The 26,990-nt window shown below is 74.3% G+C and carries 25 protein-coding genes, 1 tRNA gene and 1 pseudogene; 9 read left to right on the top strand and 18 right to left on the bottom strand.

Annotation, left to right across the window (positions count from 1 at the left end):
- Nucleotides 1-4: 4 nt before the first annotated feature.
- From ATL51_RS25520 to ATL51_RS25510, 3 genes are read right to left on the bottom strand one after another with little or no spacing between them, the layout of a single operon-like run.
- Nucleotides 5-925, bottom strand: coding sequence for a sugar phosphate isomerase/epimerase family protein (locus ATL51_RS25520; protein WP_100880173.1), 921 nt, complete (start codon nt 923-925; stop codon nt 5-7).
- Nucleotides 922-1,965, bottom strand: coding sequence for a Gfo/Idh/MocA family protein (locus ATL51_RS25515; RefSeq protein ID WP_100880172.1), 1,044 nt, complete (start codon nt 1,963-1,965; stop codon nt 922-924). The genes ATL51_RS25520 and ATL51_RS25515 overlap by 4 nt, the downstream gene beginning before the upstream one ends.
- A gap of 14 nt (nt 1,966-1,979) precedes the next feature.
- On the bottom strand, nt 1,980-2,837 hold the full coding sequence (locus ATL51_RS25510) for a sugar phosphate isomerase/epimerase family protein (RefSeq protein WP_100880171.1): 858 nt from the start codon (nt 2,835-2,837) through the stop codon (nt 1,980-1,982).
- Nucleotides 2,838-2,967: 130 nt separating this feature from the next.
- Here ATL51_RS25510 and ATL51_RS25505 point away from each other — a divergent pair, with 130 nt between their 5' ends.
- Nucleotides 2,968-4,260, top strand: a complete 1,293-nt coding sequence (locus ATL51_RS25505; RefSeq protein WP_253067187.1) for an ROK family transcriptional regulator — start codon at nt 2,968-2,970, stop codon at nt 4,258-4,260.
- Between the two features lie 175 nt (nt 4,261-4,435).
- On the opposite strand, the gene ATL51_RS25500 is transcribed toward ATL51_RS25505, so the two are convergent.
- From ATL51_RS25500 to ATL51_RS25475, 6 genes are read right to left on the bottom strand one after another with little or no spacing between them, the layout of a single operon-like run.
- Complete coding sequence (locus ATL51_RS25500) at nt 4,436-5,593, bottom strand: acyl-CoA dehydrogenase family protein (protein ID WP_100880169.1); 1,158 nt, start codon at nt 5,591-5,593, stop codon at nt 4,436-4,438.
- Nucleotides 5,590-6,384, bottom strand: a complete 795-nt coding sequence (locus ATL51_RS25495; protein ID WP_100880168.1) for an NAD(P)H-dependent oxidoreductase — start codon at nt 6,382-6,384, stop codon at nt 5,590-5,592. The genes ATL51_RS25500 and ATL51_RS25495 overlap by 4 nt, the downstream gene beginning before the upstream one ends.
- Nucleotides 6,381-7,601, bottom strand: coding sequence for an acetyl-CoA C-acetyltransferase (locus ATL51_RS25490; RefSeq protein WP_100880167.1), 1,221 nt, complete (start codon nt 7,599-7,601; stop codon nt 6,381-6,383). The genes ATL51_RS25495 and ATL51_RS25490 overlap by 4 nt, the downstream gene beginning before the upstream one ends.
- Nucleotides 7,598-9,244: an AMP-binding protein gene (locus ATL51_RS25485; RefSeq protein WP_100880166.1), complete on the bottom strand. Its 1,647-nt coding sequence runs from the start codon at nt 9,242-9,244 to the stop codon at nt 7,598-7,600. Before ATL51_RS25485 ends, ATL51_RS25490 begins: the two co-directional genes overlap by 4 nt.
- Nucleotides 9,241-10,062 (bottom strand): alpha/beta fold hydrolase, encoded by an 822-nt coding sequence (locus tag ATL51_RS25480; RefSeq protein ID WP_100880165.1) that lies wholly within the window; start codon nt 10,060-10,062, stop codon nt 9,241-9,243. The genes ATL51_RS25485 and ATL51_RS25480 overlap by 4 nt, the downstream gene beginning before the upstream one ends.
- A complete protein-coding gene (locus ATL51_RS25475) occupies nt 10,059-10,955 on the bottom strand; it encodes a hotdog domain-containing protein (RefSeq protein WP_073574009.1) in 897 nt (298 codons plus the stop codon). Before ATL51_RS25475 ends, ATL51_RS25480 begins: the two co-directional genes overlap by 4 nt.
- A gap of 150 nt (nt 10,956-11,105) precedes the next feature.
- Here ATL51_RS25475 and ATL51_RS25470 point away from each other — a divergent pair, with 150 nt between their 5' ends.
- From ATL51_RS25470 to ATL51_RS25460, 3 genes and pseudogenes are all read left to right on the top strand, one after another.
- A complete protein-coding gene (locus ATL51_RS25470; protein ID WP_100880164.1) occupies nt 11,106-11,723 on the top strand; it encodes a TetR/AcrR family transcriptional regulator in 618 nt (205 codons plus the stop codon).
- Nucleotides 11,724-11,876: 153 nt separating this feature from the next.
- On the top strand, nt 11,877-13,229 hold the full coding sequence (locus tag ATL51_RS25465; RefSeq protein ID WP_100880163.1) for an MFS transporter: 1,353 nt from the start codon (nt 11,877-11,879) through the stop codon (nt 13,227-13,229).
- A 206-nt stretch (nt 13,230-13,435) separates the two neighbouring features.
- A pseudogene (locus ATL51_RS25460) lies at nt 13,436-13,633 on the top strand (hypothetical protein); the annotation flags it as partial.
- Here ATL51_RS25460 and ATL51_RS29610 read toward each other — a convergent pair.
- The 5 genes from ATL51_RS29610 to ATL51_RS25440 all read right to left on the bottom strand — a co-directional run bounded on the left by ATL51_RS29610 (nt 13,552) and on the right by ATL51_RS25440 (nt 18,361).
- On the bottom strand, nt 13,552-13,890 hold the full coding sequence (locus ATL51_RS29610) for a hypothetical protein (protein WP_301549186.1): 339 nt from the start codon (nt 13,888-13,890) through the stop codon (nt 13,552-13,554). The pseudogene ATL51_RS25460 and the gene ATL51_RS29610 sit on opposite strands and share 82 nt — an antisense overlap.
- A 112-nt stretch (nt 13,891-14,002) precedes the next feature.
- Entirely contained in the window at nt 14,003-14,926 is a 924-nt protein-coding gene (locus tag ATL51_RS25455) for a universal stress protein (RefSeq protein ID WP_100880162.1), read from the bottom strand.
- The gene (locus ATL51_RS25450) at nt 14,923-15,813 is read right to left on the bottom strand and encodes a universal stress protein (protein ID WP_073574018.1); all 891 of its coding nucleotides are present in this window, start codon (nt 15,811-15,813) and stop codon (nt 14,923-14,925) included. The genes ATL51_RS25455 and ATL51_RS25450 overlap by 4 nt, the downstream gene beginning before the upstream one ends.
- A gap of 767 nt (nt 15,814-16,580) precedes the next feature.
- Entirely contained in the window at nt 16,581-17,363 is a 783-nt protein-coding gene (locus ATL51_RS25445) for a phosphatase PAP2 family protein (RefSeq protein ID WP_083658036.1), read from the bottom strand.
- Nucleotides 17,364-17,449: 86 nt separating this feature from the next.
- Complete coding sequence (locus ATL51_RS25440) at nt 17,450-18,361, bottom strand: LysR family transcriptional regulator (protein ID WP_100880161.1); 912 nt, start codon at nt 18,359-18,361, stop codon at nt 17,450-17,452.
- Between the two features lie 273 nt (nt 18,362-18,634).
- Here ATL51_RS25440 and ATL51_RS25435 point away from each other — a divergent pair, with 273 nt between their 5' ends.
- Both ATL51_RS25435 and ATL51_RS25430 read left to right on the top strand, forming a co-directional pair.
- Nucleotides 18,635-19,735, top strand: a complete 1,101-nt coding sequence (locus ATL51_RS25435) for a PrpF domain-containing protein (protein ID WP_100880160.1) — start codon at nt 18,635-18,637, stop codon at nt 19,733-19,735.
- Between the two features lie 73 nt (nt 19,736-19,808).
- On the top strand, nt 19,809-21,098 hold the full coding sequence (locus ATL51_RS25430) for an SLC13 family permease (protein ID WP_100880159.1): 1,290 nt from the start codon (nt 19,809-19,811) through the stop codon (nt 21,096-21,098).
- Nucleotides 21,099-21,355: 257 nt separating this feature from the next.
- Here the strand turns inward: ATL51_RS25430 and ATL51_RS25425 are convergent.
- Nucleotides 21,356-21,430 (bottom strand) — tRNA-Ile (locus ATL51_RS25425).
- A 96-nt stretch (nt 21,431-21,526) separates the two neighbouring features.
- Here ATL51_RS25425 and ATL51_RS25420 point away from each other — a divergent pair.
- Nucleotides 21,527-22,396, top strand: coding sequence for an LLM class flavin-dependent oxidoreductase (locus ATL51_RS25420; protein WP_100880158.1), 870 nt, complete (start codon nt 21,527-21,529; stop codon nt 22,394-22,396).
- A 14-nt stretch (nt 22,397-22,410) separates the two neighbouring features.
- Here the strand turns inward: ATL51_RS25420 and ATL51_RS25415 are convergent, their stop codons facing one another.
- From ATL51_RS25415 to ATL51_RS25405, 3 genes are all read right to left on the bottom strand, one after another.
- Nucleotides 22,411-23,112 carry a TetR/AcrR family transcriptional regulator gene (locus ATL51_RS25415; protein ID WP_100880157.1) on the bottom strand — a complete coding sequence of 234 codons (702 nt, stop codon included), beginning with the start codon at nt 23,110-23,112 and terminating at the stop codon, nt 22,411-22,413.
- An 85-nt stretch (nt 23,113-23,197) separates the two neighbouring features.
- On the bottom strand, nt 23,198-23,953 hold the full coding sequence (locus ATL51_RS25410) for an SDR family oxidoreductase (RefSeq protein WP_100880156.1): 756 nt from the start codon (nt 23,951-23,953) through the stop codon (nt 23,198-23,200).
- Between the two features lie 76 nt (nt 23,954-24,029).
- Nucleotides 24,030-24,566: a metal-dependent hydrolase gene (locus tag ATL51_RS25405; protein WP_157818520.1), complete on the bottom strand. Its 537-nt coding sequence runs from the start codon at nt 24,564-24,566 to the stop codon at nt 24,030-24,032.
- 120 nt (nt 24,567-24,686) lie between these two features.
- Here ATL51_RS25405 and ATL51_RS25400 point away from each other — a divergent pair, with 120 nt between their 5' ends.
- Entirely contained in the window at nt 24,687-25,997 is a 1,311-nt protein-coding gene (locus ATL51_RS25400; protein ID WP_100880155.1) for a D-arabinono-1,4-lactone oxidase, read from the top strand.
- Nucleotides 25,979-26,989, top strand: a complete 1,011-nt coding sequence (locus tag ATL51_RS25395; RefSeq protein ID WP_073574027.1) for an alanine racemase — start codon at nt 25,979-25,981, stop codon at nt 26,987-26,989. The genes ATL51_RS25400 and ATL51_RS25395 overlap by 19 nt, the downstream gene beginning before the upstream one ends.
- The last annotated feature ends 1 nt before the right edge of the window (nt 26,990 follow it).

Genomic DNA, 26,990 nt, shown 5'->3' with positions numbered 1-26,990 from the left:
CTCCTCACGCCACGATCAGCGGCCGCAGGGTGCGGTGGGCGACCTCCAGGCCGGTGTGGATCCGGTCCTCGGTGCCGCCCCAGACCGGGTCCTCGTGCTCGACCGAGAGCACGCCGTCGAAGCCGCCCTCGTAGAGGGTGTCGACGACCCGGCGCCAGTCGACGTCGCCGAGGCCGGGCACCCGGTAACGCCACCAGCCGACGTCGAACGGGTCCTCGCGCCGCACGGCCTTGCCCGGCCAGCCGTAGCGGTGGCGCTCGTCCGGGAAGAGCTGGATGTCCTTGGCCTGGGCGTGCGGGATCCTGTCCACGTAGGGGCGCAGCGCCTCGACCGGGTCGATGCCCATCCACACCAGGTGGCTCGGGTCATAGTTGAGGTAGAGCCCGAGCGAGAACATCCACTCCCACAGCTCGGGCGAGTAGGCGAGGTTGCCCGGGTAGCCGTCCGGGTGCCAGCCCTCCATCACGCAGTTCTCGACGATCAGCTTGACGCCGTGTTCGCCGGCCCGCTCCACCAGCGGTGGGAAGATCTCCTCGGCGTCGCGCAGGTTCTCCGCCACCGTCCGGCCGGGATGGCGCCCGACGAACGTCCCGACGGTCGGGCAGCCGAGCAGCGCGGCGGCGTCGATGCAGGCCGCGAGGTGGGCGTGCACGGCGGCGCGTTCGGCCGGGTCGGGGTGCAGGTTGTTGTCGTAGAACGCCAGCGAGCTCAGCGTCAGACCGTGCTCGTCGAACAGCGCGCGCGTGGTGTCGGCCTCGCGCTCGCCGAACGCGGCGACGTCGAGGTGGCTGGCGGTGAACGGCCGGTCGCCGATCGCCGGCCAGGCCGCCACCTCGAGGGCCTCGTAGCCCGCTCCCGCGGCCCATCGGGCGATCTCGTCCAGCGGCCGATCGGGCAGACAGGCGGTGAGCATTCCGAGTTTCACGAGGGCACCTCCACCCAGGTCGAGGACTCCGACGAGCGGATCACCGCGTCGGTCAGTGCGGCAGCACGCAGGCCGTCGGCGAACGTGGGCAGCCCGTCCGGTGCATCGCCGTGGACCGCGGAGTAGGTGTCGGCCACGAACGCGTTGAAGCAGTCCTGGTAGCCCTGCGGGTGGCCGGGCGGGAGCAGTGAGTACCGTGCCGCGGCCGGCGAGTACGCGGGCGTGCCGCGGTGCAGCACCCGGTCGCCGTCGCGGTCACCGATCCACAGCTGTTCGGGCGACTCCTGGTCGAAGCGGTAGGCCGCCCGCTCGCCGTCGAGGGAGATGCGCAGCGCGTTGCGCCGGCCGAGCGCGGTCTGGCTGACCACGACCGAGCCGGTGGCGCCGCTGTCGGTCTCGAACTGGACGGTGCTGGCCGTGCCCCCGCCCGCGGTCGCGGCGAGCAGGCGGGTGATCCGGTGCCCGCTGGTGAACTCGACCAGGTCGCACCAGTGCACACCGACGTCGGCGAACGCACGGTGCGCGCCGCCCTCGGCGGCGTCGCCGCGCCATCCGGCCGGCGCTCCGGCCGCCTGCCAGTCCTGGAGGTAGGCACCGTGCAGCAGGTGCAGCGGCCCGGCCCCGCCCGCGTGGACCCGGGCCCGGATCTCCCGGGCCGCGGGGTGGAAGCGGTAGACGAAGGGCACCGTCGCGACCCGGCCTCGGGCCGCGGCGACCAGCGCCCGCGCGTCGTCCAGCGTCGTCGCGAGCGGCTTCTCGCAGACCACCGTCTTGCCCGCGGCCAGCGCCCGGCGGGCCAGGGCGACGTGGGTGGAGTTCGGGGTGCACACGTGCACCACGTCGACGTCGTCGGCGTCGATCAGGTCGTCGCCGCTCACGGCCGCGGTGCGGGCACCGAGGCGGACGGCGGCCTCCTCCGACCGGTCGGGGCGCGAGGCCGCGACGCGGGTCACCTCGCCCCCGGCCGCCCGGACGGCGTGTGCGTGCACGCCGCCGATGAACCCGGCGCCGATGATCCCGGCGCGGAGCCTGTCCGCCATCGCTTGCTCCTGTCTCAACTCGTCGTCACGGTCAGCCCGGCCCGGTCCAGCGCGCCGTCGAGCCAGGCGCGGCTGATCCGGGCCGCCTCGGCCGGGTCGCCGTCGTAGGAGTCCAGCTCGACCACCAGCCAGTCGTCGTAGCCGACCTCGGCGACGGCGGCGAGCACGCCGTCCAGGTCGAGCGCGCCGCGGCCGAGCGGCAGGAACGTCGCACCGTCGGACCCGAGGTCCTTGAGGTGCACGTGCCGGATCCGGTCCGCGTGGCGGCGGATGAGCGCGGCCGGGTCGCCACCACCGGCGGCCAGGTGGGCGGTGTCCGGGCAGAAGCCGATCGTGGACCGGGAGAACACGGCCTCGATCTGTTCCGGGGACTGGCCGATCGTGCCCAGGTGCGGGTGGTAGCAGGCGGACAGGCCGTGTTCCGCCGCGATCCCGGCGACCGTGTCGAGGGCCCGGGCGAGCCGGTCGTGGTCGCCGTCGGCGATCCCCTGCGCTCGCGGCGCACCGCCACCGACCACCAGCTGTGCCGCGCCGAACCGGGCGGCGTCCTCAGCGGCCCGGCGTACCCGGTGCAGTTCGTCGGGCAGGATCTCGGGGTAGACGAAGTTCCCGCCCGTGTAGACCCCGACCAGCGACAGCCCGGTCTCGTCGAGCAGCCGGTGCAGTGAGCCGGGGTGGTCGTCGCGGACCTCGGCGAACTCGCGCACGTTCCCGTCGAACATCTCGACGCCCCGGTAGCCGGCGGCGGAGATCTCGCGCAGCGCCCGGTCCATGTCTCCGGGGACCCGGTAGACGAGGTCCTTGACGCTGGTCACCCCGGCCGCGGCGCCGGTGACGCCGCCCCAGGTGATCGAGTGATAGCCGAGACGCACGACCCACCTCCTTCGGTGCGGCCACGGCGCCGCACTTGCGATCGATGCGATGACAGTAAAGTTTGATCTACACAAAAGTCAATGGACTATCCTCGGAAGCCTGGCCGAGGCGGAACGAGGAGGTCGCCGAGTGGGACCGTCCGTGCAAGGGGTCGCGCCGGACCAGCTGGACACGCTGGTCACCGTGCTCGACCTGGTTCGTTCCGGCGGCGCGCGCACACGTCCGGAGCTGGCCCGTCGCTCCGGGCTGGGACGCACGGTCGTCTCGCAGCGGCTCGGGCAGCTGGAGGCAGCGGGCCTGGTGACCGAAGGCGACCTCGGCACGTCCACCGGAGGCCGGGCGCCGCGCGAGCTGCGCTTCCGTGCCGATGCGGGGGTGCTGCTGGTGGCCTCGCTCGGGGTGACCGGATTCGACGCCGGTGTGGCCGACCTGAGCGGACGTCTGGTCGACCACCGGAGTCGCGCCTGGGACATCGCCACCGGGCCGGAGGCCAGCCTGAGCCGGGTGGAGAGCCTGTTCGACGAGCTGCTCGCCGACCGGGGCGCTCCCGCCGTCTGGGGCGTCGGTCTGGGGGTGCCGGGCCCCGTCGAGTTCGCCTCCGGTCGGCCGGTGGCGCCACCGATCATGCCGGGCTGGGACGGCTACCCGGTCCGCGACCGGCTGGCCACCCGCTACGACGCGCCCGCGTTCGTGGACAACGAGGTCAACCTGATGGCGCTGGGCGAGTACCGGGCGGGCCGGGGGGTCGGGTCCCCGGACCTGGTCCTGGTCAAGATCGGTACCGGGATCGGCGCGGGACTGATCTCCGGCGGACGGCTGCACCGCGGCGCGCAGGGCTCGGCGGGCGACATCGGGCACGTCGGGTTGACCGGATCGGTCCCCGGCGCGGAGCAGGTGGTGTGCCGTTGCGGCAACGTCGGCTGCCTGGAGGCGTTCGCGGGCGGTGCAGCACTGGCCCGGGATGCGACGGCGGCCGCCCTGGACAACCGGGGGGAGCACCTGACCGAGCGGCTGGCGAAGGCGGGCGAGATCACGTCCGACGACGTCGTGCGCGCCGCCGAGTTCGGCGATCGGGTCGCGGTCGAGCTGTTGTCGCGTGCCGGTCGCCTGGTCGGCGACACCGTGGCGGCCATCGTCAACTTCTTCAACCCGTCGACGATCCTGCTCGGCGGCCGGGTCGGGACCTCCGGCGATCTGCTGTTGGCCGGGGTTCGCCAGTCGGTCTACCGCCGGTCTCTGCCGCTGGCCACCCGCGACCTGCAGATCGCGCGGGCGTCGCTGGGCGAACGGGCGGGCCCGACCGGGGCGGGCTGCATGGTCGTCGACGAGCTGTTCGGCCGGGACCTGCTGGCCCGGTGGATCCCGCACGGCAGCCCCGCCGGGATGCCTGGTCTGCATCCGAGCTCGCGCGCAGACGCCTGACGGGACAGCGGTCCACGGCCCAGCCGGCGCCGAACCGTCGGGGCCCGCGGCTCGCGCCCTGGCCCACCGCGCAGTCGGATGGCGAACCGGGCGTCGTGCAGCGGTGGGCGTGCCCCACCGATCCGGTTGCCGCGGCGGAGGGACGACGGGCGGTGTGTCTCAGGAGCGGTGCGTCTCAGGCACGGTCGGTCCTCCCCAGCAGAGCGTCGGAGATGATCCGCAGCTGGATCTCCGACGTCCCCTCGAAGATCCTGGTGAGCCGCGCGTCCCGCCAGTAACGTTCGGCCGGGAAGTCGGTGGTGTAGCCGGCGCCGCCGTGGATCTGCAGGCCCTCGCTGGTCACCCGCTCGGCCATCTCGGAGGCCACGAGCTTGACCATCGAGGCCTGCGTCGGGCTGGGCCGGCCGGCGTCGACCGCGGTGCACACCTGGTACATCAGGGCCCGCGCGGCCTCGACCTGCGCCGCCATGTCGGCGATCGTGAACCGCAGCGCCTGGTTGACGCCGATCGGGCGGCCGAACTGGACCCGCTCACCGACATAGGCGATCGAGTCCTCCAGCGCCCCGCGGGCCAGCCCGATCGCGCGGGCCGCGGTGTGGATGCGGGCGGTGTCCAGGTCGCCCATGGCGATGCGGAAGCCCTTGCCCGGTTCGCCGACGATCTCGCTCGCCCAGGCGCCGTCGAAGGCGAGCTCCCAGGTCCTCCAGCCGTGGTACCCGATCTTGCGGACCGGGGTGCCGGTGACGCCCTCGGGCAGGGTGCCCCGTTGCTTGGGCATGAGGAAGCAGGTCACCCCGCGCGAGCGGTGCGCCGGGTCGACGGGCTCGGTCCGCGCGAAGACCTGCAGGTAGTCCGAGCCGTCGGCGAAGGTGCACCACATCTTCTGACCGGTGATCCGCCAGCCCTCGCCGTCCGGGACCGCGCGGCAGCTCAGGTTGGCGACGTCGGAGCCCGCCTCCGCCTCGGACAACGCGAACGCGCTGAGGAACTCGCCGCGCGCCATGGCGGGCAGGTAGCGGGCGCGCTGGTCGGCGTCGAAGCCGGCGGTGAACTGCTGCCCGCGGGCGATCAGGCTGGCCACGCTCATCCAGGCGCGGGCCAGCTCCTCGACGATGATCGCGTACTCGGACAGGCCCAGGCCGAGCCCGCCGTACTCCTCCGGGATGAGGATGCCGAAGAAGCCCAGCCCGGCCATCTTCTCCCGCAGGGCCATCGGGATCTCACCGTGCTCGGGGTCGAGCACGTTGGCGACGGGCAGGACCTCCTTCATCGCGAACTCGCGGGCCATCGCCTGGATCGCCAGGCGGTCCTCGGTGAGGAACGGTTCGGTCATCTCTCCGTCTCCGTGGGTCGATCGCGCAGGTGGATCCCGAGCCCGGCCCGGCCGGTGGCGAGGTGGTCGCGCAGGACGAGGTCGTCGTCGTAGTCCCCGCCGTTCTGCCTGCGGAACGGGAGCGGGGTCGTGTGCGGGACGGCGAGGACCCGCTCGCACAGCTCCCTCGCGGCCGTGGCGAACTCGTCGTCGGACACCCGGTTCGCGCCCGTGACGACGACGGGCGGCAGGACCTCGTAGCCCACGTAGAACAGGGTGCCGTGCTGCAGGGGGAAGAGCAGCTCCTCGAGGTGCCCGTGGACGCCGCGGGGTCCGAGGTCCGGTCCACGCCCGCCGACGGTGGTCAGGACGAGGGCCCGCTTGCCGGCGAGCGGGCCCTCGCCGTAACGCAGCGTGCGGCCGGGGTGGTCGGGATCGACGACGCCGTAGGCGAAGCCCTTGAGGAACACGCGGTCGAACCAGCCCTTGAGGATCGCGGGCATGCCGTACCACCACAGCGGGAACTGGACGACGAGCGTGTCGGCGGCCGCGACCTTGTCCTGCTCGGCGCGCACGTCCGCGCTCAGCGTCCCGGCGGTGCGGGCCTGGGCCGACACCGGCCCGACCCGGAACCGCTCGTCCGGGTCGTGGCCGTAGTCCGCCGCCGTGACCACCGGGTTCCAGGCCATGGCGTGCAGGTCGGAGACGACGACCTCGTGCCCGGCCCGCTCGAGCGCGGCGACGCCCGCGTCCTTCAGCGCACCGTTCAGCGAGCGGGGCTCGGGGTGGGCGAGGACCCAGAGGACCTTCACGCCACGAGCTCGACGATCGCGGCCAGGCCCTGGCCACCGCCCATGCACATCGTCTCCAGGCCGTAGCGGCTCCCGCGGCGACGCATCTCGTACGCCAGGGTGGTGAGGATCCGGCAGCCGGTGGCGCCCGCGGGGTGACCGAGGGAGATCCCCGAGCCGTTCACGTTGAGCCGCGGCTCGTCCGAGGGGAGGCCCCATTCCCGCAGGCAGGCGATGACCTGGGCCGCGAACGCCTCGTTGAGCTCGATCAGGTCGATGTCCGCCCACTCCAGCTCGGCGCGCTGGAGCGCCGTGGCGACCGCGGGCACCGGCCCGATCCCCATCGTCCGCGGCGGCACGCCGGCCAGCGCGGAGGTCACGATGCGGAGGAACGGGGTGAGGCCCAGCTCGGCCGCCCGCGCGGCGGTGGTCACCACACAGACCGACGCCCCGTCGCTCTGCCCGCAGGCGTTGCCCGCGGTCACCGTGGCGTCCGGGTCCTCGTGGCGGCGGACCGGCCGCAGCCGCGCCAGGTCGTCCAGGGTGAGACCGGCGCGCGGGTGCTCGTCGAGGGTCACCACGGTCTCCGGCGTGCGGCGGGTGCCAGGCACCGTGACCGGCACGATCTCCTCGGCGAACCGGCCCTCCTTCGTCGCCGCGACGGCCTTCTCCTGCGACCGGAGCGCGAACTCGTCCTGCTCGGTGCGGCTGATCGCGTACTCGGCGCGCAGGTTCTCGGCGGTCTCGAGCATGCCGCCGGGGACCGGGAAGTGCACCCCGCCCGCGGTGGTGCGGCCCCGGGTGATCCGGTTGACCATCCGCAGCTCGTCGCCGCGGACCCCTTCCTGCAGGCCCAGCGCGTAGTACTCGGCCTGGCTCATCGCCTCGACACCGCCGGCGACGACCAGGTCCGCCCAGCCCTGCCCGACGGTGAGCGCCGCCTGCAGGACGGCCTGCAGCCCGGAGCCGCAGCGGCGGTCGAGCTGCATGCCGGCCACGCCGACGCCGAGGCCCGCGTTCAGGGCGGCGACCCGGCCGATGGCGGGCGCCTCGCTCGTCGGGTAGCAGTAGCCGAGCACGACGTCGTCGACGTCGCCCTCCCCCAGCCCGGTCCGGGCGATCAGCCCCTGCAGGGCCTGGGTGGCCAGGTCCGCGGCGGTCAGGGTGGCGAACACCCCGCCGTCGACGCCGACCGCCGTGCGCACCGGGTCGCAGACGACCACATCGGACGGGCTCACGTCGGGACCTCCGTGCTGCTGTACAGCCGCGCCGCGAGCTCGCGCAGCGCGGCAGCCTTGATCTTGGAACCGTTGGTGCCGACGGTGGTCGGCATCTGCTCGACGAGGTGCACGGAGTCGGGCACCTTGAACGTCGCGAGGGCCTGGGCACACCAGGCCCGCAGCGCGGCCGGGTCCGGGGTGGTGCCGGGCACGGCCTCGACGAACGCGACGGCCCTGGTGTCCCCGTCCACGGTGACGCCGACGACCTTGCTCCGGGCCACGTCCGGGTGCTCGGCGAGGCGGATCTCGATCTCGGCGGGCTCCACGAGGAAGCCGCGCAGCCGGAACGAGTCGCCCATCCGGCCCGCGTAGTCGAACGCGCCGTCCGGGTGGACCGTGCCCAGGTCGCCGGAGCGGAACCAGCCGTCGGCGGTGAACGAGCGCGCACGGATCGCACCGTCGGTGTCGCCGAGGTAGCCGTCGACCACGGCGTAGCCGCGGAACTGCAGCTCGCCGGGCTCGCCCGCGGGCGGCGGCCCGCCCGTGACCGGGTCGACGGCGCGCACCTCGATGTCCGGGGACACGGGTCGACCGCCCGCCCGCCAGCGCGCGGGCGCCGGGTCGTGCTCGTGCCAGAACGACAGCAGCGAGAACAGCTCGCTGGAGCCGAAGATCCCCATGGTCGGGGTGCCGGTCTCCTTCTCGGCCCATTCCGCGACCTGGATCGACTTGCCGTAGAAGTCCCCGATGAGCAGGCGGCGGCACGCGGACAGGTCGCCGCCGTGGGCGCGGTGGCTCTCCATCAGCCGCCCGGCCACGTCGTCCGCGCAGGCCAGGTGCGTCACCCCGAACTCGCCCATGTGGGCCACGACCAGGTCGTCGTCGAACGTGGGCTCCAGCAGCGCCGCCCCGCCGGCGGCGATCGCGGCGAGCGCCGGGACGTAGCCGAAGACCCCGGACAGCGGCAGCACGACCAGGCTGACCGACTCCGCGTCCCAGCCGCCCGCGGCGGCGACGTTCCGGGCGTGGGTGGCCACGCCGCTGCCGAGGTGGGCGGCGAGCTTCGGCATGCCGGTCGAGCCGGAGGTCGTGAACGCCACGGCCAGGGCGTCCCGGGTGCCGCGCAGCGCCTGCGGGTCGGCCGCACCCGACGGCGGGCCGGGCACCCAGGCCCCCGCGCCGACGTCGTAGGTCGCGGCGGCGGCCTGGTCCGCGGGCGGGCGGCCGGGTCCGGTCACGACGGCGATGCCGGGGGCGGGCACGTCCGCCTCGGCGACCGCCTCGCGCAGCCTCGCCCGCAGGTCCAGGCCGAGGAAGTCGTGGGCGATCAGCACCACCCGCGGCCGGGCCCGGTCCAGGACGTGCGCGACGTCCGCCACGCCGTAACGGGTGTTGATGCCGATGACGTGGGCACCGAGCGCGGCCGCGGCGAACTGCGCCACCAGCGACTCGGACCAGTTCGGCAGCCACACGCCCACGCAGTCGCCCTCGCCGACGCCGTGGGCCCGCAGGTCCTCGCGCAACGTGAGGACGCGTGCGACCAGCTCCGCGCGGGTGACGCGGCGCGGGGCGGGCCCGCCGTCGATGACCACGGTGCTCTCCGGGGCGGCCGCGGCGGTGTCGGCCAGCAGGTCGGCCAGGGTGGTCGCGCGGCCGGTCATGCGGCACCCCGGCTCTCGCGGGCGCCCAGCTCACCGAGCCAGCCGTGCAGGACGTCGGCGAAGCCCTCGACCTCCTCCATCGGATAGTGCCCGATGCCGTCCAGCAGGGTGTAGCGGGAGTCCGGGATGAGCTCGGCGGCGCGCCGGACGTCGGCGGGGTCGAGCCACAGGTCGTCGTCCCCGACGACGAGGTGGGTCGGGCAGGCCACGCCGTCGAGCTCCGCCAGCACGTCGTGGGTGGCCCAGCCGATGAGGTCGCTGGTGGAGATCTCGGGGTCCTCGCGGCGGTGCATGCGCGCGATCAGCTCCGCCCGCTCGGCCGCCACCCGCCGCCCGACGACGGCGAGCGTCCCGAGGTAGGTCCGGTCCGACCGGCTGGGCGCGGCCGAGTCGACCAGCTCACGTTCCAGCCCGCGGACGCTCAGCATGGCGGAGTCGGTGCCGCCGTGCGCCGCCAGCGCGACGGCGCCGGCCAGGCGCTCGCCGCGGCGCACCGCGAGCTGCAGGGTGATGGCGCCCCCGATGGAACAACCCACCACGAAGGGCCGGTCCATCCCGAGCCGGTCCATGAGCTCCTCGCACCACTGGGCGTAGACACCCAGGTCCCGCACCGGGCCGCCGGGGGCGGGCTCCGAGCGACCGTGCCCCGGCAGGTCCGGGACCACCACCCGGTAGCCCAGCTCGGCGAGCCGCGGCTGGACCTCCCGCCACTGCACACCGTTCTGACCCGCCGTGTGCAGGCACAGCACCGGCTGCCCCGCGCCCTCCTCCAGCACGAAGGCGCGGGTCCCGCCCACCTCGACGTAGTCGGCCCTCATCGTGTCCCCTCCGTGCGGGCGAACGCCCGCGCCTCGTCGACCAGCGCGACGACCGCCGCGGTCAGCCGCAGGTACTCGTAGGCACTGCCCTCGACCTCGAACTCGTCGCGCAGGGTCCGCTCGGTGAAGTCGTTCCGCGGACCGGTCAGCAGCCCGGCCCACACGACGTCGGGCGCGGAGACGACGAACGTCGGCCCGTCCGGTGTCCGGGTCCCGGCCTCGAGCACCCGTCCCTTGTAGACACGGAACACCACCAGGTCGCCGCCGAGGCGCAGGCCGAGGGTGCCGTCCCAAGTGCCGGTGGCCCGGGTGAACGCGGCCGACTCGCCGAGCGCGGGGGCCAGTGCCCGCGCCCACTCCACGGACGGGAAGGACCGGCCGAGCCGGGCGCGGCGGTCGTCGACCGCCTCGCGCGCCGTGACCAGCGCAGCCGACCGGCCCACCTGCACGATCTCGTCGTGCTGGTTGCGGACCACCACGTGCCTGCCGACGACACCGTTGCGCAGTGCCGACGTGCGACGGGTGCGGGTCACCGTCATCTCGTAGGTGACCGAGTCGCCGACGTGGATCGGCGCCACGAAATCCCAGTGCGTGTCGAACGCCGCCTCGACGTGCCCCGACAGGCCGCGCTCGTGGTGCCAGCCGAAGAAGCCGGCCAGGCCCAGCGGACCGTGGACCAGCGGGCGGCCGTCGGCGGACCGGCCGTGCTCGGTGTGCAGCGCGGCCCGGTCCCCGCTGACCTCGGCGAAGGCCGCGACCACCGCCGCGGAGAAGCTCCGTGCCGGGCCGGTGTAGACCTGCCCGACCTCGAAGTCCTCGAAGTGGGGCGCGGCCGCCCCTGCCCCGGGCCCACCGGCGTACACCGGCGACCCGGTGGTGGCACTGGTGCTCATCGACCGTCCTCTCCGACGGGCCGTCGCGATCGTCGTACCCGACGAGCTCGCGACGACACGAACGAACGTTCTTACGCCTGCCATGCAATCAGCAGCTTCCCGGCCCGTCAAGAGCAGGAGCGCCGTAGCGGGTGCGCTACCGTGAGCGACATGAACGACCGTTCCCCGACCCTGGTCGCCGAGACGGGGCGGCGGAACGAGGCCGCGATCCTCAACGCCGCGATCCACGCCTTCGGCACCCAGGGCTTCAACGGCGCCTCGATGCGCGACGTGGCCCGCGGCGCCGAGACCAGCCTGTCCAACCTCTACAACTACTTCCCGTCGAAGTCGAAGCTGCTCGCCGCGGCGCTGCAACACGCCAACGCCGAGTTGCGCAGCCGCGTCCTGTCGGCCGTGGAGCTGGCCGGCGACGACGCCCCGTCCCGCATGCGCGAGGCGGTCCGCGCGCACGTCGGGTTCGTCGTCGAACACCAGACGGCGACCCTGGTGGCGACCAACGAGCTCCGCTACCTCGACCCCGAGGACCGCGCCGCACTGGTGGAGGACCGGGACGCCACCCAGGACGCCTTCGAGCGCATCGTCGCCCAGGGCGTCGCCGACGGAGCCTTCCGCACGCCCTACGCCACCGACGCGGCACGCACGATCCTCGGTGCCGTCGCGGCGATCGCGAGCTGGTACCGCCCGGACGGCGCACTGGGCCGCGGCCAGCTCGCCGAGCAGTACGCGCGCTACGCCCTCGCCCTGCTCGAGGCCCCCCTCACGCACTGACGCCCGCCGCGGGGGGCGACCCGGCGAGATGCCTCTTGTCCGCTGTGACCCGAGTCGCTAGCGTCTTAAGAACGATCGTTCGTACTCGTGTCGGAGCCCCTCGTTCTCCGGCACCCTCACCGCCGCACCGTTGCGGCCTGGAGGTGGACCCGGATGGACCAGCACGCTCCCCCGAAGAAGATGGGCCGGCTCGCTGCCGCGGCGGTCTTCGCCACCGCGCTCGAATGGTTCGACTTCCTCATCTACGCCACGGCCGCCGCCCTCGTGTTCGGGCACCTGTTCTTCCCCTCGGTCAGCCCGGTGGCCGGCACCCTGGCCTCCTTCGCGACGTTCGCCGTCGGCTTCGTCGCGCGACCGCTCGGCGGCATCATCGCCGGGCACGTCGGCGACCGCTTCGGCCGCAAGCCCCCGCTGGTCGCCGCCATGCTGCTGATGGGCGTGGCGACGTTCGCGATCGGCGTCCTGCCCGGGTACGCGACCATCGGGATCTGGGCACCGATCCTGCTGGTGGTCGCCCGCCTGGTCCAGGGCCTGGGCGTCGGCGCCCAGTGGGGCGGCGCCGCGCTGCTGCTCACCGAGCACGCCCCGGTCGAACGGCGCGGGTTCTACGGGTCGCTCGTGCAGACCGGCGCCATCGCAGGAGCGGTCGCGGGCAACCTCTTCTTCCTCCTGCTGACCACCATCCTGTCCGAGGAGCAGTTCATCGCCTGGGGTTGGCGCGTCCCGTTCCTCTCCGGCCTCGCCCTGGTCCTGATCGGCGCCTACGTGCAGCTCAAGATCGAGGACACCCCGGTGTTCCACGACCTGCAGCAACGGTCGGCGGAGTCCCGGCGCGACGCCGGACTGCGCAAGGCACCGCTCGTCCAGGCCGTGCGGCACTACTGGCGCGAGATCCTCCAGGCCGCGGGCGCGTTCTTCGTCGTCAACGCCACCTTCTACATCCTGATCAGCGGGATGCTGAGCTACGCCACCACACAGGTCGGCATGTCCCGGTCGGCGATCCTGTGGTGCGTCATGGGCGCGGGCCTGACACAGGTCGTGTCGATGCCGTTCTTCGGCGGTCTGACCGACCGGATGGGCTCGCGGAAGAAGCTCTACCTCACCGGCACGGTGCTGATGGCGGTCTGGGCCTTCCCGATGTTCCTGCTGATCGACACCGGCTCGCTGCCGCTGGTGTTCCTCGCCCTGCTGGTCGGGTTCACCATCCACGCGACGATGTACGGCCCCCAGGCCACCCTGTACGCCGAGATGTTCCCGGCGGACGTCCGCTACTCGGGTGCCTCGCTGGGCTACCAGTTCGCCTCGGTGTTCGCCGGCGGTCTCGCCCCGTTCATCATGACCGCGTTGCTGGCGGGCACGGGTGCCTCCTGGTCGGTCGCGCTCTACATCATCGCCACGGCCGTGGTCACCTTCGTCGCGGTGGTGACGCTGAAGGAGCGCTACCGCCGCGACCTCTACGAGACCTCCGACGCCGAGGCGGCCGGATCCGTCGCCACCCCGGGCTGAGCGCTCCGCCGGCTCCCGGCCCCACCGCCGCACCGGGATCGACCGGATGCCCCGCGGCGCCGCCTCGGCGACATCGGGCGCGCACGGACCCGACCACCCGGCGGGCGCCGGCCGCCACGGGCCGAAGGTCCCGCTCTTCCCTGCCGTCCGATCCTGACCCCCGTCCGTCGCGGTGGCCTAGCGTCGCCCCGGTCGGAAGGACGGCAATGGACCGGATGGCTGTGCAGCTGCGGAACGTCATCGTCGCCAGCGACGAGTACCGGCGCGCGGAGGCCGCCGCCCTCGGCGTCGGCCTCACCGAGTCCGCGGCCCTCGGCGAGCTCTACCACCGCGGGCCGCTGCCGCCCTCGGCACTGGTGACCCGGCTCGGCGTGGCGTCGGCGAGCGTCACCACGCTGCTGGACCGGCTGACGGCGGCCGGGCTGGCGCAGCGCGTGCCGCATCCCACCGACCGGCGCAGCGTCCTCGTCGTGCTGACGCCGCGCGGCCGCCAGGCGACCGCGGCGATGTTCACCATGTTCACCGAGGACATCCTGCGCGCGGTGCACTCCGCGCAGCCGGAGCACGTCCGCGAGTTCACCGCCGTCCTGGCCCGGATCGCCGCGATGCTGCACCAGCGGGTCGCGGACCCGGCGACCGTGCTGGTCGTCGTCCTGAACACGACGGTCGGCGTCGCGCAGGAACGTCGGGCCACCGGGGCCGAGGCGGCGCTGCGGGTGCGGGCCGCCCCGCGGGCGACGGAGACCTGGCCCCGGCGGGGCGGGCCGAGCGGTTCAGCTGCTCTCCGCGCCCGACCCGACCGGCTCGGCACCGCAGGTGACCCGTGCCGCCGCCGGAACCACCAGCACCGGGACGTGGGTACGCCGCAGCACGGCCAGCGCCGTGCTCCCGAGCAGCTCCGTCCGCCAGGTGGACCGCCCCCGAGACCCCACCACGACGACCGACGCCGCCTCCCGACGGGCCGCCTCGGCCAGGGCGCGGGCGGTCGCCCGCGCCGGGCCGGGCACCGGGTGCGGGGCCGGCACCCGCCGCAGGGTCACCCCGCGGCCGTCGCCGTCGAGCGGCACCGCGCCCCGATCGTCGTCGCCGACGACGACGGCGACCCGGGGCCGTCCGGGGAACAGCGCCTCGGCCTCGTGCAGCGCCTGCGCCGCCCCCGGCGACCCGTCCCACCCGACGACCACCGGCCCCGTCCGGGCCCGCTCGCGTTCGTCGACGAGCATCGGGAACGGCACGACGAGCACCGGAACGGGGCTGTGCTGGACGACGAGGTCGGTCGTGCTGTCCAGCACCGCGGAGACGCCGCTCAGGCCGCGGGCCCCGACGAGCACCAGGTCCGCACCGCTCTCCTGGGCCACGGCCGCGAAGCGCAGGCCGTCGCCGCCGTAGCTGCGTGCCACCCGCGCCGTGGCCGTCCACCCCTCCGCCCGGGCGACGACGCAGCCGAGCCGTGCCACCCGTTGGGCCTCGGCGGCACCCTCCTGCTCGACGAGCCCCATCAGCTCGTCGACGGTGCGGGCCCGGTCGACGAGCCGGCGTCGCAGGACGTCCCCGGCGAAGGGTGGCGTCCACAGGTGCAGCACGGTCGCGTCGGCGCCGGGCAGCAGGTCGGCGGCCACCCCCAGTGCGGCGATCGCGGCAGGCGACCCGTCGAACCCGACCAGCACGCGGGGGCCGGCCGCCGCCGGACCCGTCATCCCGCCACCCGCCGGGAGACCTCGGGACGGACGACGGCCACCGGGCAGGCGGCGTGGTGCACCAGGGACTGGGCGACCGAGCCCAGGACGAGACCGGCGAGACCTCCCCGTCCACGCGCACCGACGACGACCATCCCCGCCTCGGCCGAGGCCCCCTTCAGGGCCGCCGCGGGCGAGCCGTGGGTCACGTGCGTCGTGACCGGTACGTCCGGGTACTTCTCGCGCAGCGCCGCCACCGCCTGCTCCAGCTCCTCGGCCTGCGCGCGGCGCAGCTCCACCGTGTCGAGCAGCACCGCGACCGCCGGATCCATGGCCGGTTCCCCCCAGGCCCGTACGGCGACCAGTGCGGTCCGCCGCTGCGCGGCCGTCTCGACGGCGTAGGCGAGTGCCGCCTCGGAGCCGTCCGACCCGTCCACCCCGACGACGACGGGGCCGTCGGCGGCCTCGTTCCCCCGTACGACGACGAGCGGGCAGTGCGCCGACGCGGTCAGTGCGACACCCGTCGACCCCAGCAGCAGACCGCGGAAGCCACCTCGTCCGCGGTTGCCGACCACGACGGCCGCGGCGTGCCGTGACTCGTCGGCGAGCACCGCGGCCGGTCTCCCGTCCCGGACGACGGTCCCGACCCGCTCGGGGGGCAGGAGCGGGGCCACCGCCGCGGCCGCCGCCCGGAGGTGGTCCTCGGCCGCCGCGACGGTGGCCGCCCTCAGCTCGGCCCACACCTGGGGTCCGGCGTCGGCAAGCAGCGGCGGGTCCGTGGCCACCGCGACCAGGCGCAGGGGGCGTCCGGCCGCGGCCGCGTCCCGGGCCGCCCACCGCACCGCCTTCAGCGCGGACTCCGACCCGTCGACACCGACGACTTCGGGGGACTCGTTCGCATCGTTCATCGGGCTCCCTCCCTCGTCCCCCAGGCTGGCCCACTGCCCGCCGTCCGCGCCCCGGCCGAAGGGCCCCCGCGGCCGGGCCGGAGGGCGCGTCCGGCGACGGACGGTGGCGCCGGGCTGAGCCGTCGGGACGCCTGCGGTCCGGCCACCACCGACGTCGAGGTCCGCCGGCTCCGACGGATCTCCGCGACGACGGTGTGGACGCCGGCGTAGCTGCCCTCGGGGAGGTCGGTCAGCCAGAGACGGAGGCTGCCGCCGACCCTCAGGCGTCGGCCTGCGCGAGGACGCGCCGGCGCGGCACCGGGGAACCGCAGCCCGTCGAGCACCCGGTACAGCGTCCACCCCAGGTGCGCGTCGAGTGCGACGTCAGCACCGGACGTGTCGTCCGTGGTGGTGCCGATCCGTCCCGGAGAAATGTCGCCGGAGAATCGTCGCGACCGGCTTGCACGGAACACATACCTCACGCCGTGCTGCAATCTCGGAATCGGAGAGAGCCGTTCCCCCGGCGCTCAGGGGAACACCGGGGCCGGCCACTCTCCCTGAGCGTGGCCGGCCCCGGCCCTCGTCCACCCGCCTGCTCCCCAGCGGCGGGTGGACGGCATCCCCCCGATGCCTCCATGGTGCTCGGGGCCGGCGGGGAGGCGAAGGGCCGAAAGGCCCGGGCCCGGTGGCGTCGGCCCGGAACCCTCTACCGGGGACCCGGGCGGCAGGGAGCGCGTCGGTACCCGGCAGTGAGTCGGCCGCTCACCTCGTCGACGAGGATCTGCAGGTCAGGGTCGTTCGGAGCCCCGTCCGGTCACCCACATCAGACCCGTGACGACGACCGCGAGCCAGGCTCCGCCGAGCGTCCAGCTGGTCGCGACGTCGGTGACCCAGTGCACCCCCAGGTAGAGCCGGCTGAGGCTGATCGTGAGGATCGCGGCGGCGGCGACGGCGCCGACCACGACCCGCCATCCGGGGGACCGCACCGCGCGCCCCAGGACCACGGCGACGATCCCGATGACCACGATCGCCCCGAGGGCGTGGCCGGAGGGCAGCGACAGGTCGGGCTCGACGACCAGCTGGGTCGCCACCGGTGGTCGGGTGCGGCCGTAGACGTCCTTGAAGGTCGGCACCAGCACCGCCACGCCGCCGGTCGCGACGGCGACGGCCACTGCGTCCCACCAGCGACGCATCACCAGCAGGACGGCGACGGCCGCCGCCGCGAGCAGCAGCGTCCCGTTCGTCCCCCCGTAGCGGCTGACCGCCTCCATCAGCGACGTCAGGTCCGGGGTGCGGTGGGCGACCATCCAGTCCAGCACCGGCCGGTCGGCCCCGGCGACGATGCGGTTCGGGGCGTCCTCCACCGCGTCGACGACGACGGCCTGCGCCATGTAGAACGCCACCGCCGCACCCGACCCCCACAGCACCGGGCCGGGGACACGGACGTCGCGACCGATCAGCGGGCCCGACGTCACCAGGCCCACCCGGTGGGCGAACAGGACGGCCGCGACGAGCAGCCATCCGAGTGTCAGGACGAGTCCCGCGGCCTGCTGTGCATCGGCGGTGTTCACCGCGCAACTGTCCCGCGCCGGTGCTGTGGCGGCGCTGAGAGCGCCGGCCCGGGACGTACGGGGACACCGGACGCGACCGTCCGGGCTCACGGCTGCGTCTGGTACTCCCGCGCGACGTCGACCAGCATCTGGTGCATCGCCAGCTCCGCCGGCGCCCGCAGCCGGTCCGGCCGGTGCGCCAGCAGCACCCGCCGCGACGGCGCCTCCCGTCCGAGGCCGAGCACCCGCACGTCGGGGCGGGGTGCACTGACCGCCGTCCGCGGGGCCAGCGCCACTCCGACGCCGACGCTGACCATCGCCTGCGCCTCCTGGTAGTCGTTCGCCTCGAAGGCGATGCGCGGTGAGAACCCGGCGGCCCGGCAGCTGCGTTCCAGCACCTCGGCCACCGGGTGGTCGTGCGCGCGGACGATCCAGTCCTCGTCGGCAAGCTCGGGCATGGTGACGCTGCGGCGGCGGGCGAGGCGGTGGTCGTCGGCGACGACGAGGACGGTCGGGTCGTCGAGCAGCGGGGTGAGCGAGAACTGCCCCGGGTCGACCCGGTCCCAGGCGTAGTCCCAGAGCAGCGAGATCCCGACCCGGCCGCTCTCCAGCATCGCGATGAGCTCGTCGTGGCGGGCGCTGCGGACGTCGAGCCGGATGTCGGGGTACTGGCGGCGGAAGCGGCTGACGACCCGCGGCATCAGCGCGCTCGCGATCGTCGGGAACGTACCGATCGCGAGCGTCCCGCGGCGCAGCCCGGCCAGCTCGGCGAGGTCCGCCTCGGCGGCCTCGAGGCGGCGCAGCACGTGCCGGGCGTGCCCGGCGAGCACCGCGCCGGCCTCGGTGGGGAGCACCCCGCGGGCCTGGCGCTGCAGCAGCGGCTGGCCGGCCTCCTTCTCCAGGCGGCGCAGCTGCTGCGACACCGCCGACGGTGAGTAGCCGAGCTGTTCGGCGGCCGCGGTCATGGAGCCGGAGTCGAGCACCGCGGCGAGCAGCGCGAGCCGTCGGACGTCGAGCACGGGGCCTCCGGGGGCCGGTCGGCCGCTCGAAGCGACCGATGACGAGGGGTCGGTGAATCGGCGTTGTACTGGGGGTCGTGCAGTTCTGCTTCACACAGCGGAGCTGGACGGTCTCGATCTGATGCCGGTCTGTCGCTCCGTTCCGGCCGTCACCAGCATGAAGCAGGACTTCACGAGGGTGCCACAACTCGTGATTGTGCTGCACGTCGGTCGGCGTCACCGTCGACGACGTCGCCGACCTCCGGCGGCCGCGCCGTAACTCCGGGAGCAGCCATGCGAGACATCTCCGCCACGTGGATGCGCGGTGGGACCAGCAAGTGCTGGGTCTTCGCCGCCGACGACCTCCGGGTCGACGGCCGCACCGCGGACGAGGTGCTGCTCCGGCTCTACGGCAGCCCGGACCCGCGCCAGATCGACGGCGTCGGCGGCGCGACGTCCACCACCAGCAAGGCCGTCATCCTCTCCCGCAGCACCCGCCCCGGCGCGGACGTCGACTACACCTTCGCCCAGGTCGGCATCGCCGACGGCCGGGTGGACCGGACCAGCAACTGCGGGAACTGCTCCGCGGTCGTCGGGCCGTGGGCGCTGCGCCGCGGGTGGGTCGTCCCCACCGGGGACGTCACCGAGGTCCGCGTCCACAACACCAACACCGGCCAGCTGATCGTGCTGGAGGTGCCGACCCCCGGCGGGCGCGTCGTCGAGGAGGGCCACGAGCACATCCCCGGGGTCCCGACCCCCGGCGTCGGCATCCGCATGTGGTTCGTCGACCCGGCCGGTCGCACGACCGGGTCGCTGCTGCCCAGCGGGAACCCGGCCGACGTCGTGCACGGCGTGCCGGTCACCCTCGTCGACGCCGGCGCCCCGGTCGTCGTCGTCCCGGCGGCGGCCGTCGGGATCACCGGGCACGAGTCGCCCGCCGAGATCGACGCGCTGCCGGGCCTGCTGGACCGGCTGGACGTGCTCCGCCGGGCCGCGGCCGTCCGCATGGGCCTGGCCGACACCCCGCGCGACGCCGCCCGCGCCGTCCCCAAGCTGGCGCTGGTCGCCGAGGGCGCGCCGGGCCGGTCCGACGTGGCCGTCCGCATGCTGTCGATGGGGCGCACCCACCCGGCACTCGCCGTGACCGGCAGCATCGCGCTCACCCTTGCGACCCGCACCGCCGGTACCGTCCTGCACGACCTCGTCGCGACGGAGCGGGAGGACCTGCTGATCGACACCCCGGCCGGCGTGATCGCCACCGTGTACGGCTGCCGTGACGGTCTGCCCGCGGTCGCGGTCCGCCGCACCGCGCGCCGGATCGCGGACGCGCTCCTGGCCCTGCCGGAGCCCGCGCCCGCCGCCACCGTCTCGACCGCCGCGGTGCACGCCGCCTGACACCGCCCCGGGACCGGCACCACCGGCCGGATCCCGCCCACACCCGGACCGCTCCGAGCCACGAAGGACAACGATGTCTCCGCAACTTCTCTCCATCCTGGTCCTGGCCGGCATGTTCGTCGTCGCGACGATGCTGCCGATCAACATCGGGATCCTCGCCTTCGTCGCCTCGTTCGTGGTCGGGACGTTCGCCCTCGGCCTCGACGAGAAGGAGATCTTCGAGGGCTTCCCGGTCTCGCTGTTCATCACGGTCGTGGGTGTCACGTACCTGTTCTCCGTGGCGAAGCTGAACGGCACCATCGACCTGCTCGTCGACGCCGGGATCCGCCTGGTGCGGGGCCGCGCGATCCAGGTGCCCTGGGTGCTGTTCGCCGTCGCCGCGGTGCTCACCGCACTCGGCACCTTCACCCCGGCCGCCGTCGCGCTGCTCGTCCCGGTCGGCATGAACTTCGCGTTCAGGTACCGCATCAGCCCGCTGATGATCGGCATGATGGTCATCTGCGGCGCGCACGCCGGGGCGTTCTCTCCGATGGCCGTCTCCGGGGCGCTGGTCTTCGGGATCGTCGCCGACTCCGGCCTCGCCGTGTCCCAGGCCGTGCTGTTCTTCGCCAGCCTCGCGTTCAACGCCCTGCTCGGCGGCATCACCTACCTGCTGCTGCGCCGTCGTGGCGAGGAGAGCTTCGTCGAGCGGCCCGAGCCCGCCGCCGACGAGCTCCCCACCGGGGGCGGCGGTGTGGCGACGATGGTCCGCACGCAGCCCCGCGTCGTGACCTGGCAGCAGCGCGCCACGCTCGTCGCGCTGGTCGGCCTCGTCGTCGGCGCCCTGGCCTTCCACCTGCAGATCGGCTTCCTGGCCCTGGCCGCCGGTGCCGTGCTGGCCCTGATGGACCGCGACAACCTCGGCAAGGCGATCGACGGCATCAGCTGGCCGACGATCCTGCTGGTTGCGGGCATGGTCACCTACGTCGGTGTACTGGAGCACGCGGGGACGATCGAGTGGGTCTCCGAGGGTGCCGTGCACCTGGGCGCCCCGCTGCTGGTGGCCCTGGTCCTGTGCCTGGTCGTCGGCATCACCTCGGCTTTCGCGTCCTCGACGGCGATCCTGACCGCGGTGATCCCGATGGCGATCCCGCTGCTGCTGACCGGGTCGCTGCCCGCGGCGGGCGTGATCGCGGCGATGGCCATCTCCACCACGATCGTCGACGTGTCGCCGTTCTCCACCAACGGCGCCCTGGTGCTGGCCAACGCCCGGGGTGTCGACCGCACCCGCTTCTACCGCCAGGTCATCACCTACACCTGCGGAATCGTGGCCCTCGGCCCGCTCGCCGCGTGGGCGGTCCTGGTCCTGCCCGGGGTGTTCTGACCCCGCAGGCCAGGACCCCCGACGACGTCGGGACGGGACCCCACCCACGCGACCGGGGCGTCCCTGACCGACCTCCGTGTGCCGGTACCCGCTCCCCGCGGGTGCCGGCACACGGCGTCCCGGGGCCGGGGCTGCCTGCCCGCCGACGACGACCACGCCGTCCGCGCCCGGCTGACGTCCGACGGATGTCCATCGGTGTCGATCGTCGAAGGCCGCCGCAACGGGGCAACAGCACCGGCCTCTGAGCTGCACCTCTGTGCGGCGGGCCGGGCTCGAACCGGCAACCTGACGGGTTATGAGTCCGCTGCTCTGACCAATTGAGCTACCGCCGCGGCGAGCCGGAGAGTACCGGAGCCGGGACACCCCGCACCCGCGTCACCCCGGTCCTCCGCCAGGGCCGCAGGGGACCCGGCCTAGGCTGCGACGCCATGCGGCTCGGTTACCTCACGCACGTCACCGGTGACGATCCGTCACGCGCCTACCGCGAGACGATCCGGTTGGCGGAGCGGGCCGAGGAGCTCGGGTACGACTCGTTCTGGGTGGCCCAGCACCACGACGGGCATCTCGGTGGGCGGCTGCCGTCGCCGCTGGTCCTGCTGGCCGCGGTCGCCGAACGCACCCGGCTGATCCGACTGGGGACGGCCGTCGTCGCGTTGCCGCTGGAGGACCCGCGCCGGCTCGCCGAGGACGCCGGCGTGCTGGACGCGCTCTCCGGCGGGCGCCTGGAGCTCGGCATCGGCGCGGGTGCCGACCCCGACGCGGCGCGACGCTTCGGGCGTCACCACGACGACCGGCACCGTGACACCGTCGCCGCGCTGGACGTCCTGCTGGAGATGCTGCCGCCCGCGCTCGCCGCGCAACGGGTGTGGTGGGCGACGGCGACGCCGTCGTCCGTGGACGCCGCCGCGGCCCGCGGGGTGGGTGTGCTGTCGGGCAGGCCGCCGTCGTCGGACGGCGACGTCGTGTCCGAGCTGGCCCGGTACTGGACCTACGCCCGCGGGGTCCCGCGCGTCGCGCTGTCCCGGCCGCTGCCGGCGGGCCACTCGACCGGCCGGATCATCGACGACCTGCTGGCCGACCCCGCCCTGCCGTGGGCGGGCGAGATCGTCGTGCAGGCTCAGCCGTCGACCGTGCGCGCCGACGTGCACGACGAGGTGATGGAGCGGGCCGCGCGCTTCGTGCGGCCGTTCCTCGGGGTGGCGGGGCCGGCGCACGGGCCCTCGGTCGTCGAGGAGGTCGACACCGACGAGCCCACGCCCGCGATGCGACCGCGGCCGGTGGTGCGGCCGCACCGGTAGGTCGTGGCGACCGCTCACCCCCGTCGCGCGAGCTCGGCCAGCCACTTCTTGAGCAGCACCGTCTCCGGCGCCCCGAGGACGTCGTTGTCGTCGGGCAGCGCGAGCAGGGCGGCCGCGGCGTCGCCGACCCCCGGCCCGCCGGGTGCGTGCTCCGCATGCCCACCGGTGATCGCGGCGAGGGTGGCCTCGCGCATGTCGGCCGACAGCCCGGGGTCCGGGCGCGCGGTGATGATCTGCCGCAGGGTGACGCCGACGTTGGCGGCGAGGACGTGGGCCGCGGCGCGTTCCGGGCGCACGGTGAGCCGGCCCCGGCGGTCGGCCTCCCGGGTCAGGCCGAGCAGGGCGGCGGCGGTTCCGTCCTGGGCGGACGGCCGCCGCCCGGGGGTGACCTGCCCGTACATCAGGGCGTAGAAGCCCGGGTTGGCGAGGCCGAACTCGACGTGGGCGTCCCACCCGTCGCGGATGTCCTGGATCGGGTCACCGCTGGACTCCTGGGCCCGCTTCGCGGACAGGTACTGCTCGAACCCGTGCTCGACCACGGCGTCGAGCAGGCCCTCCTTGCTACCGAAGAAGTGGTACAGCGTGGGGAGGCGGACGCCGGCGGCGTCGCAGATGGCCCGCAGCGGGACGGTCTCCCCCGGCGACGCCGCGATGAGGTCGGCGGCCGCACGCAGGAGCCGGTCCCGGGTCCCGACCTCGGCCGGTTGATCTGCCACGGGCCCACTGTAGGACGCCCGGCCGGGGCCGGGGCGCGGACCGTGGGCCGGCCACCGCCCTCCCCCGGCGCCCACCGGATCACCCTCAGCGCGTGGTGTAGCCGCCGTTGGCGAAGATCGTCTGGCCGGTGATCCAGCGCCCCTCGGTCGCGAGGAAGCGCACGATCGGCGCGATGTCCTCGATCTCGGTGAGCCGCCCGCCCATGGCCATCGACTTGTGGAACTCGACCCGCTCCGGAGTCTCCTGCGGGTAGAAGAACGGCGTGTCCATCGGGCCGGGAGCGACGTTGTTCACCGAGATGCCGCGGTCCGCGAACTCCTTGGCGGCCGCACGGGTGAAGTGCTCGACCGGGGCCTTGCCGCCGGCGTAGGTGGAGTAGCCGTCGGTGAAGGCCGCCAGCAACGACGTGACGACGGTGATGATCGCGCCGTTGTCGGCGAGACTGCGGCCCGCCTCCTTGATGAAGAAGTACGCGGCCTTGGAGTTGATGTCGAACATCGCGTCGTACTCGGCCTCCGTGGTGTCCACGATCGGCTTGCGGAGCACCTTGCCGACGGCGTTGACGGCGACGTCGATCGGCCCGAGCGACCCCGTCGCGTCGGCGAAGAGCTGCTCGACCTGCGCCGGGACGGTCAGGTCGCCCTGCAGGAGCACCCCTTCGCGACCCGCCGCCTCGACCGCCTTCAGCGTCTCCTCGGCCTCGGCGCGCGAGGACGCGGAGTTGTAGTGGATCGCGACGTTCGCCCCCGCCTCGGCGGCCTGGCGGCTGATGAGGCCACCGAGGTTCTTGCCGCCCGCGGCGACGAGCACGTTCCGGCCCTGCAACGACTGCGTGGTCATGCGTCCTCCCAGATCGAATGTATCGCTTGTATATTCCTGTGTATCAGTCATACAGAGCGATGTCGACCGGGGCCGCTCAGAACGCCCAGGTGCCGGTGATCAGCGCGACCCCCGTGACCGCCAGCAGCCCGACGACGACGTGCTCCCCCGTCCCACCCGTGCGGAACCGCAGCGCCCGCGGCCAGCGGATCCCCTCCAGCGGCCAGAAGGCGAACCGGTTGCCGTTCGAGGTCAGCTCGTCGCCGATCGCCCCGACCCAGCAGCCCGCGCCGGCCGCGACACCGGTCCAGACCGCCGTCTCCCCGGACAGCAGGAAACCGGTCCCCCACCACGCCAGCAGCCCGACCGCGGCCGCGAAGACCGGCGAGTGCGACAGGCCACGGTGCGAGACCCCGGTCGTCACCCGGGACAGCCACCGGATCGCCCGGCACAGGAGCCAGGTGACCGGTGGCAGCGACCGCGCGGCGACGCTCGACGGGTGGTCGAGGTCGGGCGCGAAGGCCGCCAGCGCGCACACCACCACGACCACCGGCACCAGTACCGGGGGCGGCGGGACCGCCGAACAGACCGCGAGCCCCAGCACCGCGCCCGACAACGCGTGCGTACGCCCCATCATCGTGACCCCAACCCCTTCCGAACGAACACGGAGGGTAACCGCGCGACACCGTGACGCCGGGCCGCCGACACGCGTGCCGGTCTTGACCGTGCCCGCCGGGCCGCGCAGGCTCGCAGCGTGACGGACCGGTGGCGCAACTGGGCGGGCAACCAGCGCACCCGTCCGATCAGGACGGTCCACGCCCGCGACGCCGACGACGTCGTCCGGGCGGTGCGCGACGCCGCCAGGAGGGACCTGCGGATCCGCCCGCTCGGCAGCGGCCACTCCTTCACCGGCATCGGCGTGCCCGACGGCGTCGCCCTCACCGTCCCCGCCGACCCCGCCGCGATCCGGCTCGACGGCGGGCTCGTCACCGTCCCGGCCGGGATCACCCTGCACACGCTGAACCGGTGGCTGTGGGCCCACGGCCGCGCCCTGCCCAACCTCGGCGACATCGAGGCCCAGACCGTCGCCGGCGCGATCTCCACCGGCACCCACGGCACCGGCGCCGGGTACCTCGGCATCGCCGACGGGGTGCGCGGGCTGCGCCTGGTCGACGGGCTCGGGGAGCTCCACGAGCTGGGCCCGGCCGCCCACCCCGACCTGTTCGACCTGGCGCGGGTGGGGCTCGGGGCGCTCGGTGTCCTGGTCGAGGTGACGCTGGCGACCGTGCCCGCGTTCCACCTGCACGCCCGCGAGTCCGCGCGCCCGCTCGCCGAGGTCCTCGACGGCCTCGACGACCTCGCCGCCGGCCACGACCACGTCGAGTTCTACTGGTTCCCGCACACCACGACCGCGGTGCTCAAGACGAACGACCGGACGGAACGGCGCTCGCCCGGGCGCGGCCGGGTCGCCGCGCTGGTCGACGACGAGGTGCTCGGCAACGGCGCGTTCGGGCTCGTCCAGCGCGTCGCCGCGCTCGCCCCACCGCTGGTCCCGCGGCTCAACCGGGTCATGGCCGGGCAGATGGCCGCCGGGGAGTACGTGGCCCCGTCGTACGCGGTGTTCTGCAGCCCGCGCCATGTCCGGTTCCTGGAGATGGAGTACGCCGTGCCGCGGGCCGCGCTGTCCGAGGCGTTCGACGGGCTGCGGGCCGCCGCCGCGCGGCACGCCCACGACGTCGCGTTCCCGGTCGAGGTGCGGATCCTGCGCGGCGACGACATCGCGCTGTCCACCGCGTACGGACGGGACACCGCCTACCTCGCCGTGCACGTCCACTCGGGACGCCCGCACGAGGCGTACTTCGGCGCCGTCGAGTCGGTGCTGTCCGCACTGGACGGACGGCCGCACTGGGGCAAGCTGCACACCCGCACCGCGGATCAGCTGCGGCCCCGCTACCCGCGGTTCGACGCGTTCGTCGCCGCACGTGACCGGCTCGACCCGGCGGGCCGGTTCCGCAACCCCTACCTCGACCGGGTCCTGGGAGTGCCGTGCACGTCGACGACCTGACCACACCCGCGCTGCTCGTCGACGCCGCCGCGCTGGAGGCGAACCTCGCCGACATGGCCGCGCTGCTGCCCGGCCCGCGGCTGCGCCCGCACGTCAAGGCGCACAAGACGACCGAGCTGGCCCGGCGGCAGGCCGCCCACGGCCACACCGGGTTCACCTGCGCCACCGTGCGGGAGGTGGAGGGCATGGCGGCGGCCGGGCTGGGCGCGGACCTTCTGCTCGCCAACGAGGTGCTCGACGCCCGCCGGCTCGGCGCCGTCGTCGGGTCGGGCGCGCGGGTCACCGTCGCGATCGACTCGGAGCAGACGTTGCGGGCCGCCGTGGACGGCGGCGTCCGCGAGGTGCTCATCGACGTCAACGTCGGCCTGCCCCGCTGCGGCATCGCGCCCGCGCGGGCCGGGGCGCTCGCCGACGCCGCCCGCGCAGCCGGGCTCGTCGTGCGCGGCGTGATGGGCTACGAGGGCCACCTGCAGATGCTCGACGACGCAGCCGAACGCGCCCGGCTCACCACCGAGTGCACCGACCGGCTGCTGGCCGCGCACGCCGACGTCGGCGGCGAGGTGGTCTCCGGCGGCGGCACCGGCACGCACGCGATGAACACCGCCTGCACCGAGATCCAGGCCGGGTCCTACGCCCTGATGGACACCGCCTACACCGCCGCCGGGCTGCCGTTCCGCCAGGCGCTGACGGTGCTGTCCACCGTGGTCTCGACGACCGCACCCGACGGCGACATGCCCGGCTGGGCGGTCGCCGACGCGGGCCTCAAGGCGTTCGGCATGGACCACGGCAACCCCACGGTGCCCGGTGGGAACGTGTGGTTCTGCTCCGACGAGCACCTGGTGTTCGCCGCCGACGCCCCGCCGCGCACCGGTGACCGGGTGCGGGTCGTGCCGGCGCACGTCGACCCGACCGTCGCGCTGCACGAGCGGATGCACCTCGTCGACGGCGACGAGGTGCTGGAGACCTGGGCGGTCGACCTGCGCGGCTGGTGAG

It is taken from the genome of Pseudonocardia alni, from assembly GCF_002813375.1.
GTDB classification, from domain to species: Bacteria; Actinomycetota; Actinomycetes; order Mycobacteriales; family Pseudonocardiaceae; genus Pseudonocardia; species Pseudonocardia alni.
This window is presented reverse-complemented; position numbering and strand designations above follow the sequence as displayed.

What these genes read in the sequence shown, in the direction of transcription:
- ATL51_RS25420 (WP_100880158.1), top strand. Translation starts at nt 21,527, where the DNA reads ATGCGGCTCGGTTACCTCACGCACGTCACCGGTGACGATCCGTCACGC.
- ATL51_RS25500 (WP_100880169.1), bottom strand. Translation starts at nt 5,593, where the DNA reads ATGACCGAACCGTTCCTCACCGAGGACCGCCTGGCGATCCAGGCGATG.
- ATL51_RS25480 (WP_100880165.1), bottom strand. Translation starts at nt 10,062, where the DNA reads ATGAGGGCCGACTACGTCGAGGTGGGCGGGACCCGCGCCTTCGTGCTG.
- ATL51_RS25465 (WP_100880163.1), top strand. Translation starts at nt 11,877, where the DNA reads ATGGACCAGCACGCTCCCCCGAAGAAGATGGGCCGGCTCGCTGCCGCG.
- ATL51_RS25430 (WP_100880159.1), top strand. Translation starts at nt 19,809, where the DNA reads ATGTCTCCGCAACTTCTCTCCATCCTGGTCCTGGCCGGCATGTTCGTC.
- ATL51_RS25435 (WP_100880160.1), top strand. Translation starts at nt 18,635, where the DNA reads ATGCGAGACATCTCCGCCACGTGGATGCGCGGTGGGACCAGCAAGTGC.
- ATL51_RS25485 (WP_100880166.1), bottom strand. Translation starts at nt 9,244, where the DNA reads ATGACCGGCCGCGCGACCACCCTGGCCGACCTGCTGGCCGACACCGCC.
- ATL51_RS25455 (WP_100880162.1), bottom strand. Translation starts at nt 14,926, where the DNA reads ATGACGGGTCCGGCGGCGGCCGGCCCCCGCGTGCTGGTCGGGTTCGAC.
- ATL51_RS25405 (WP_157818520.1), bottom strand. Translation starts at nt 24,566, where the DNA reads ATGGGGCGTACGCACGCGTTGTCGGGCGCGGTGCTGGGGCTCGCGGTC.
- ATL51_RS25450 (WP_073574018.1), bottom strand. Translation starts at nt 15,813, where the DNA reads ATGAACGATGCGAACGAGTCCCCCGAAGTCGTCGGTGTCGACGGGTCG.
- ATL51_RS25410 (WP_100880156.1), bottom strand. Translation starts at nt 23,953, where the DNA reads ATGACCACGCAGTCGTTGCAGGGCCGGAACGTGCTCGTCGCCGCGGGC.
- ATL51_RS25470 (WP_100880164.1), top strand. Translation starts at nt 11,106, where the DNA reads ATGAACGACCGTTCCCCGACCCTGGTCGCCGAGACGGGGCGGCGGAAC.
- ATL51_RS25515 (WP_100880172.1), bottom strand. Translation starts at nt 1,965, where the DNA reads ATGGCGGACAGGCTCCGCGCCGGGATCATCGGCGCCGGGTTCATCGGC.
- ATL51_RS25475 (WP_073574009.1), bottom strand. Translation starts at nt 10,955, where the DNA reads ATGAGCACCAGTGCCACCACCGGGTCGCCGGTGTACGCCGGTGGGCCC.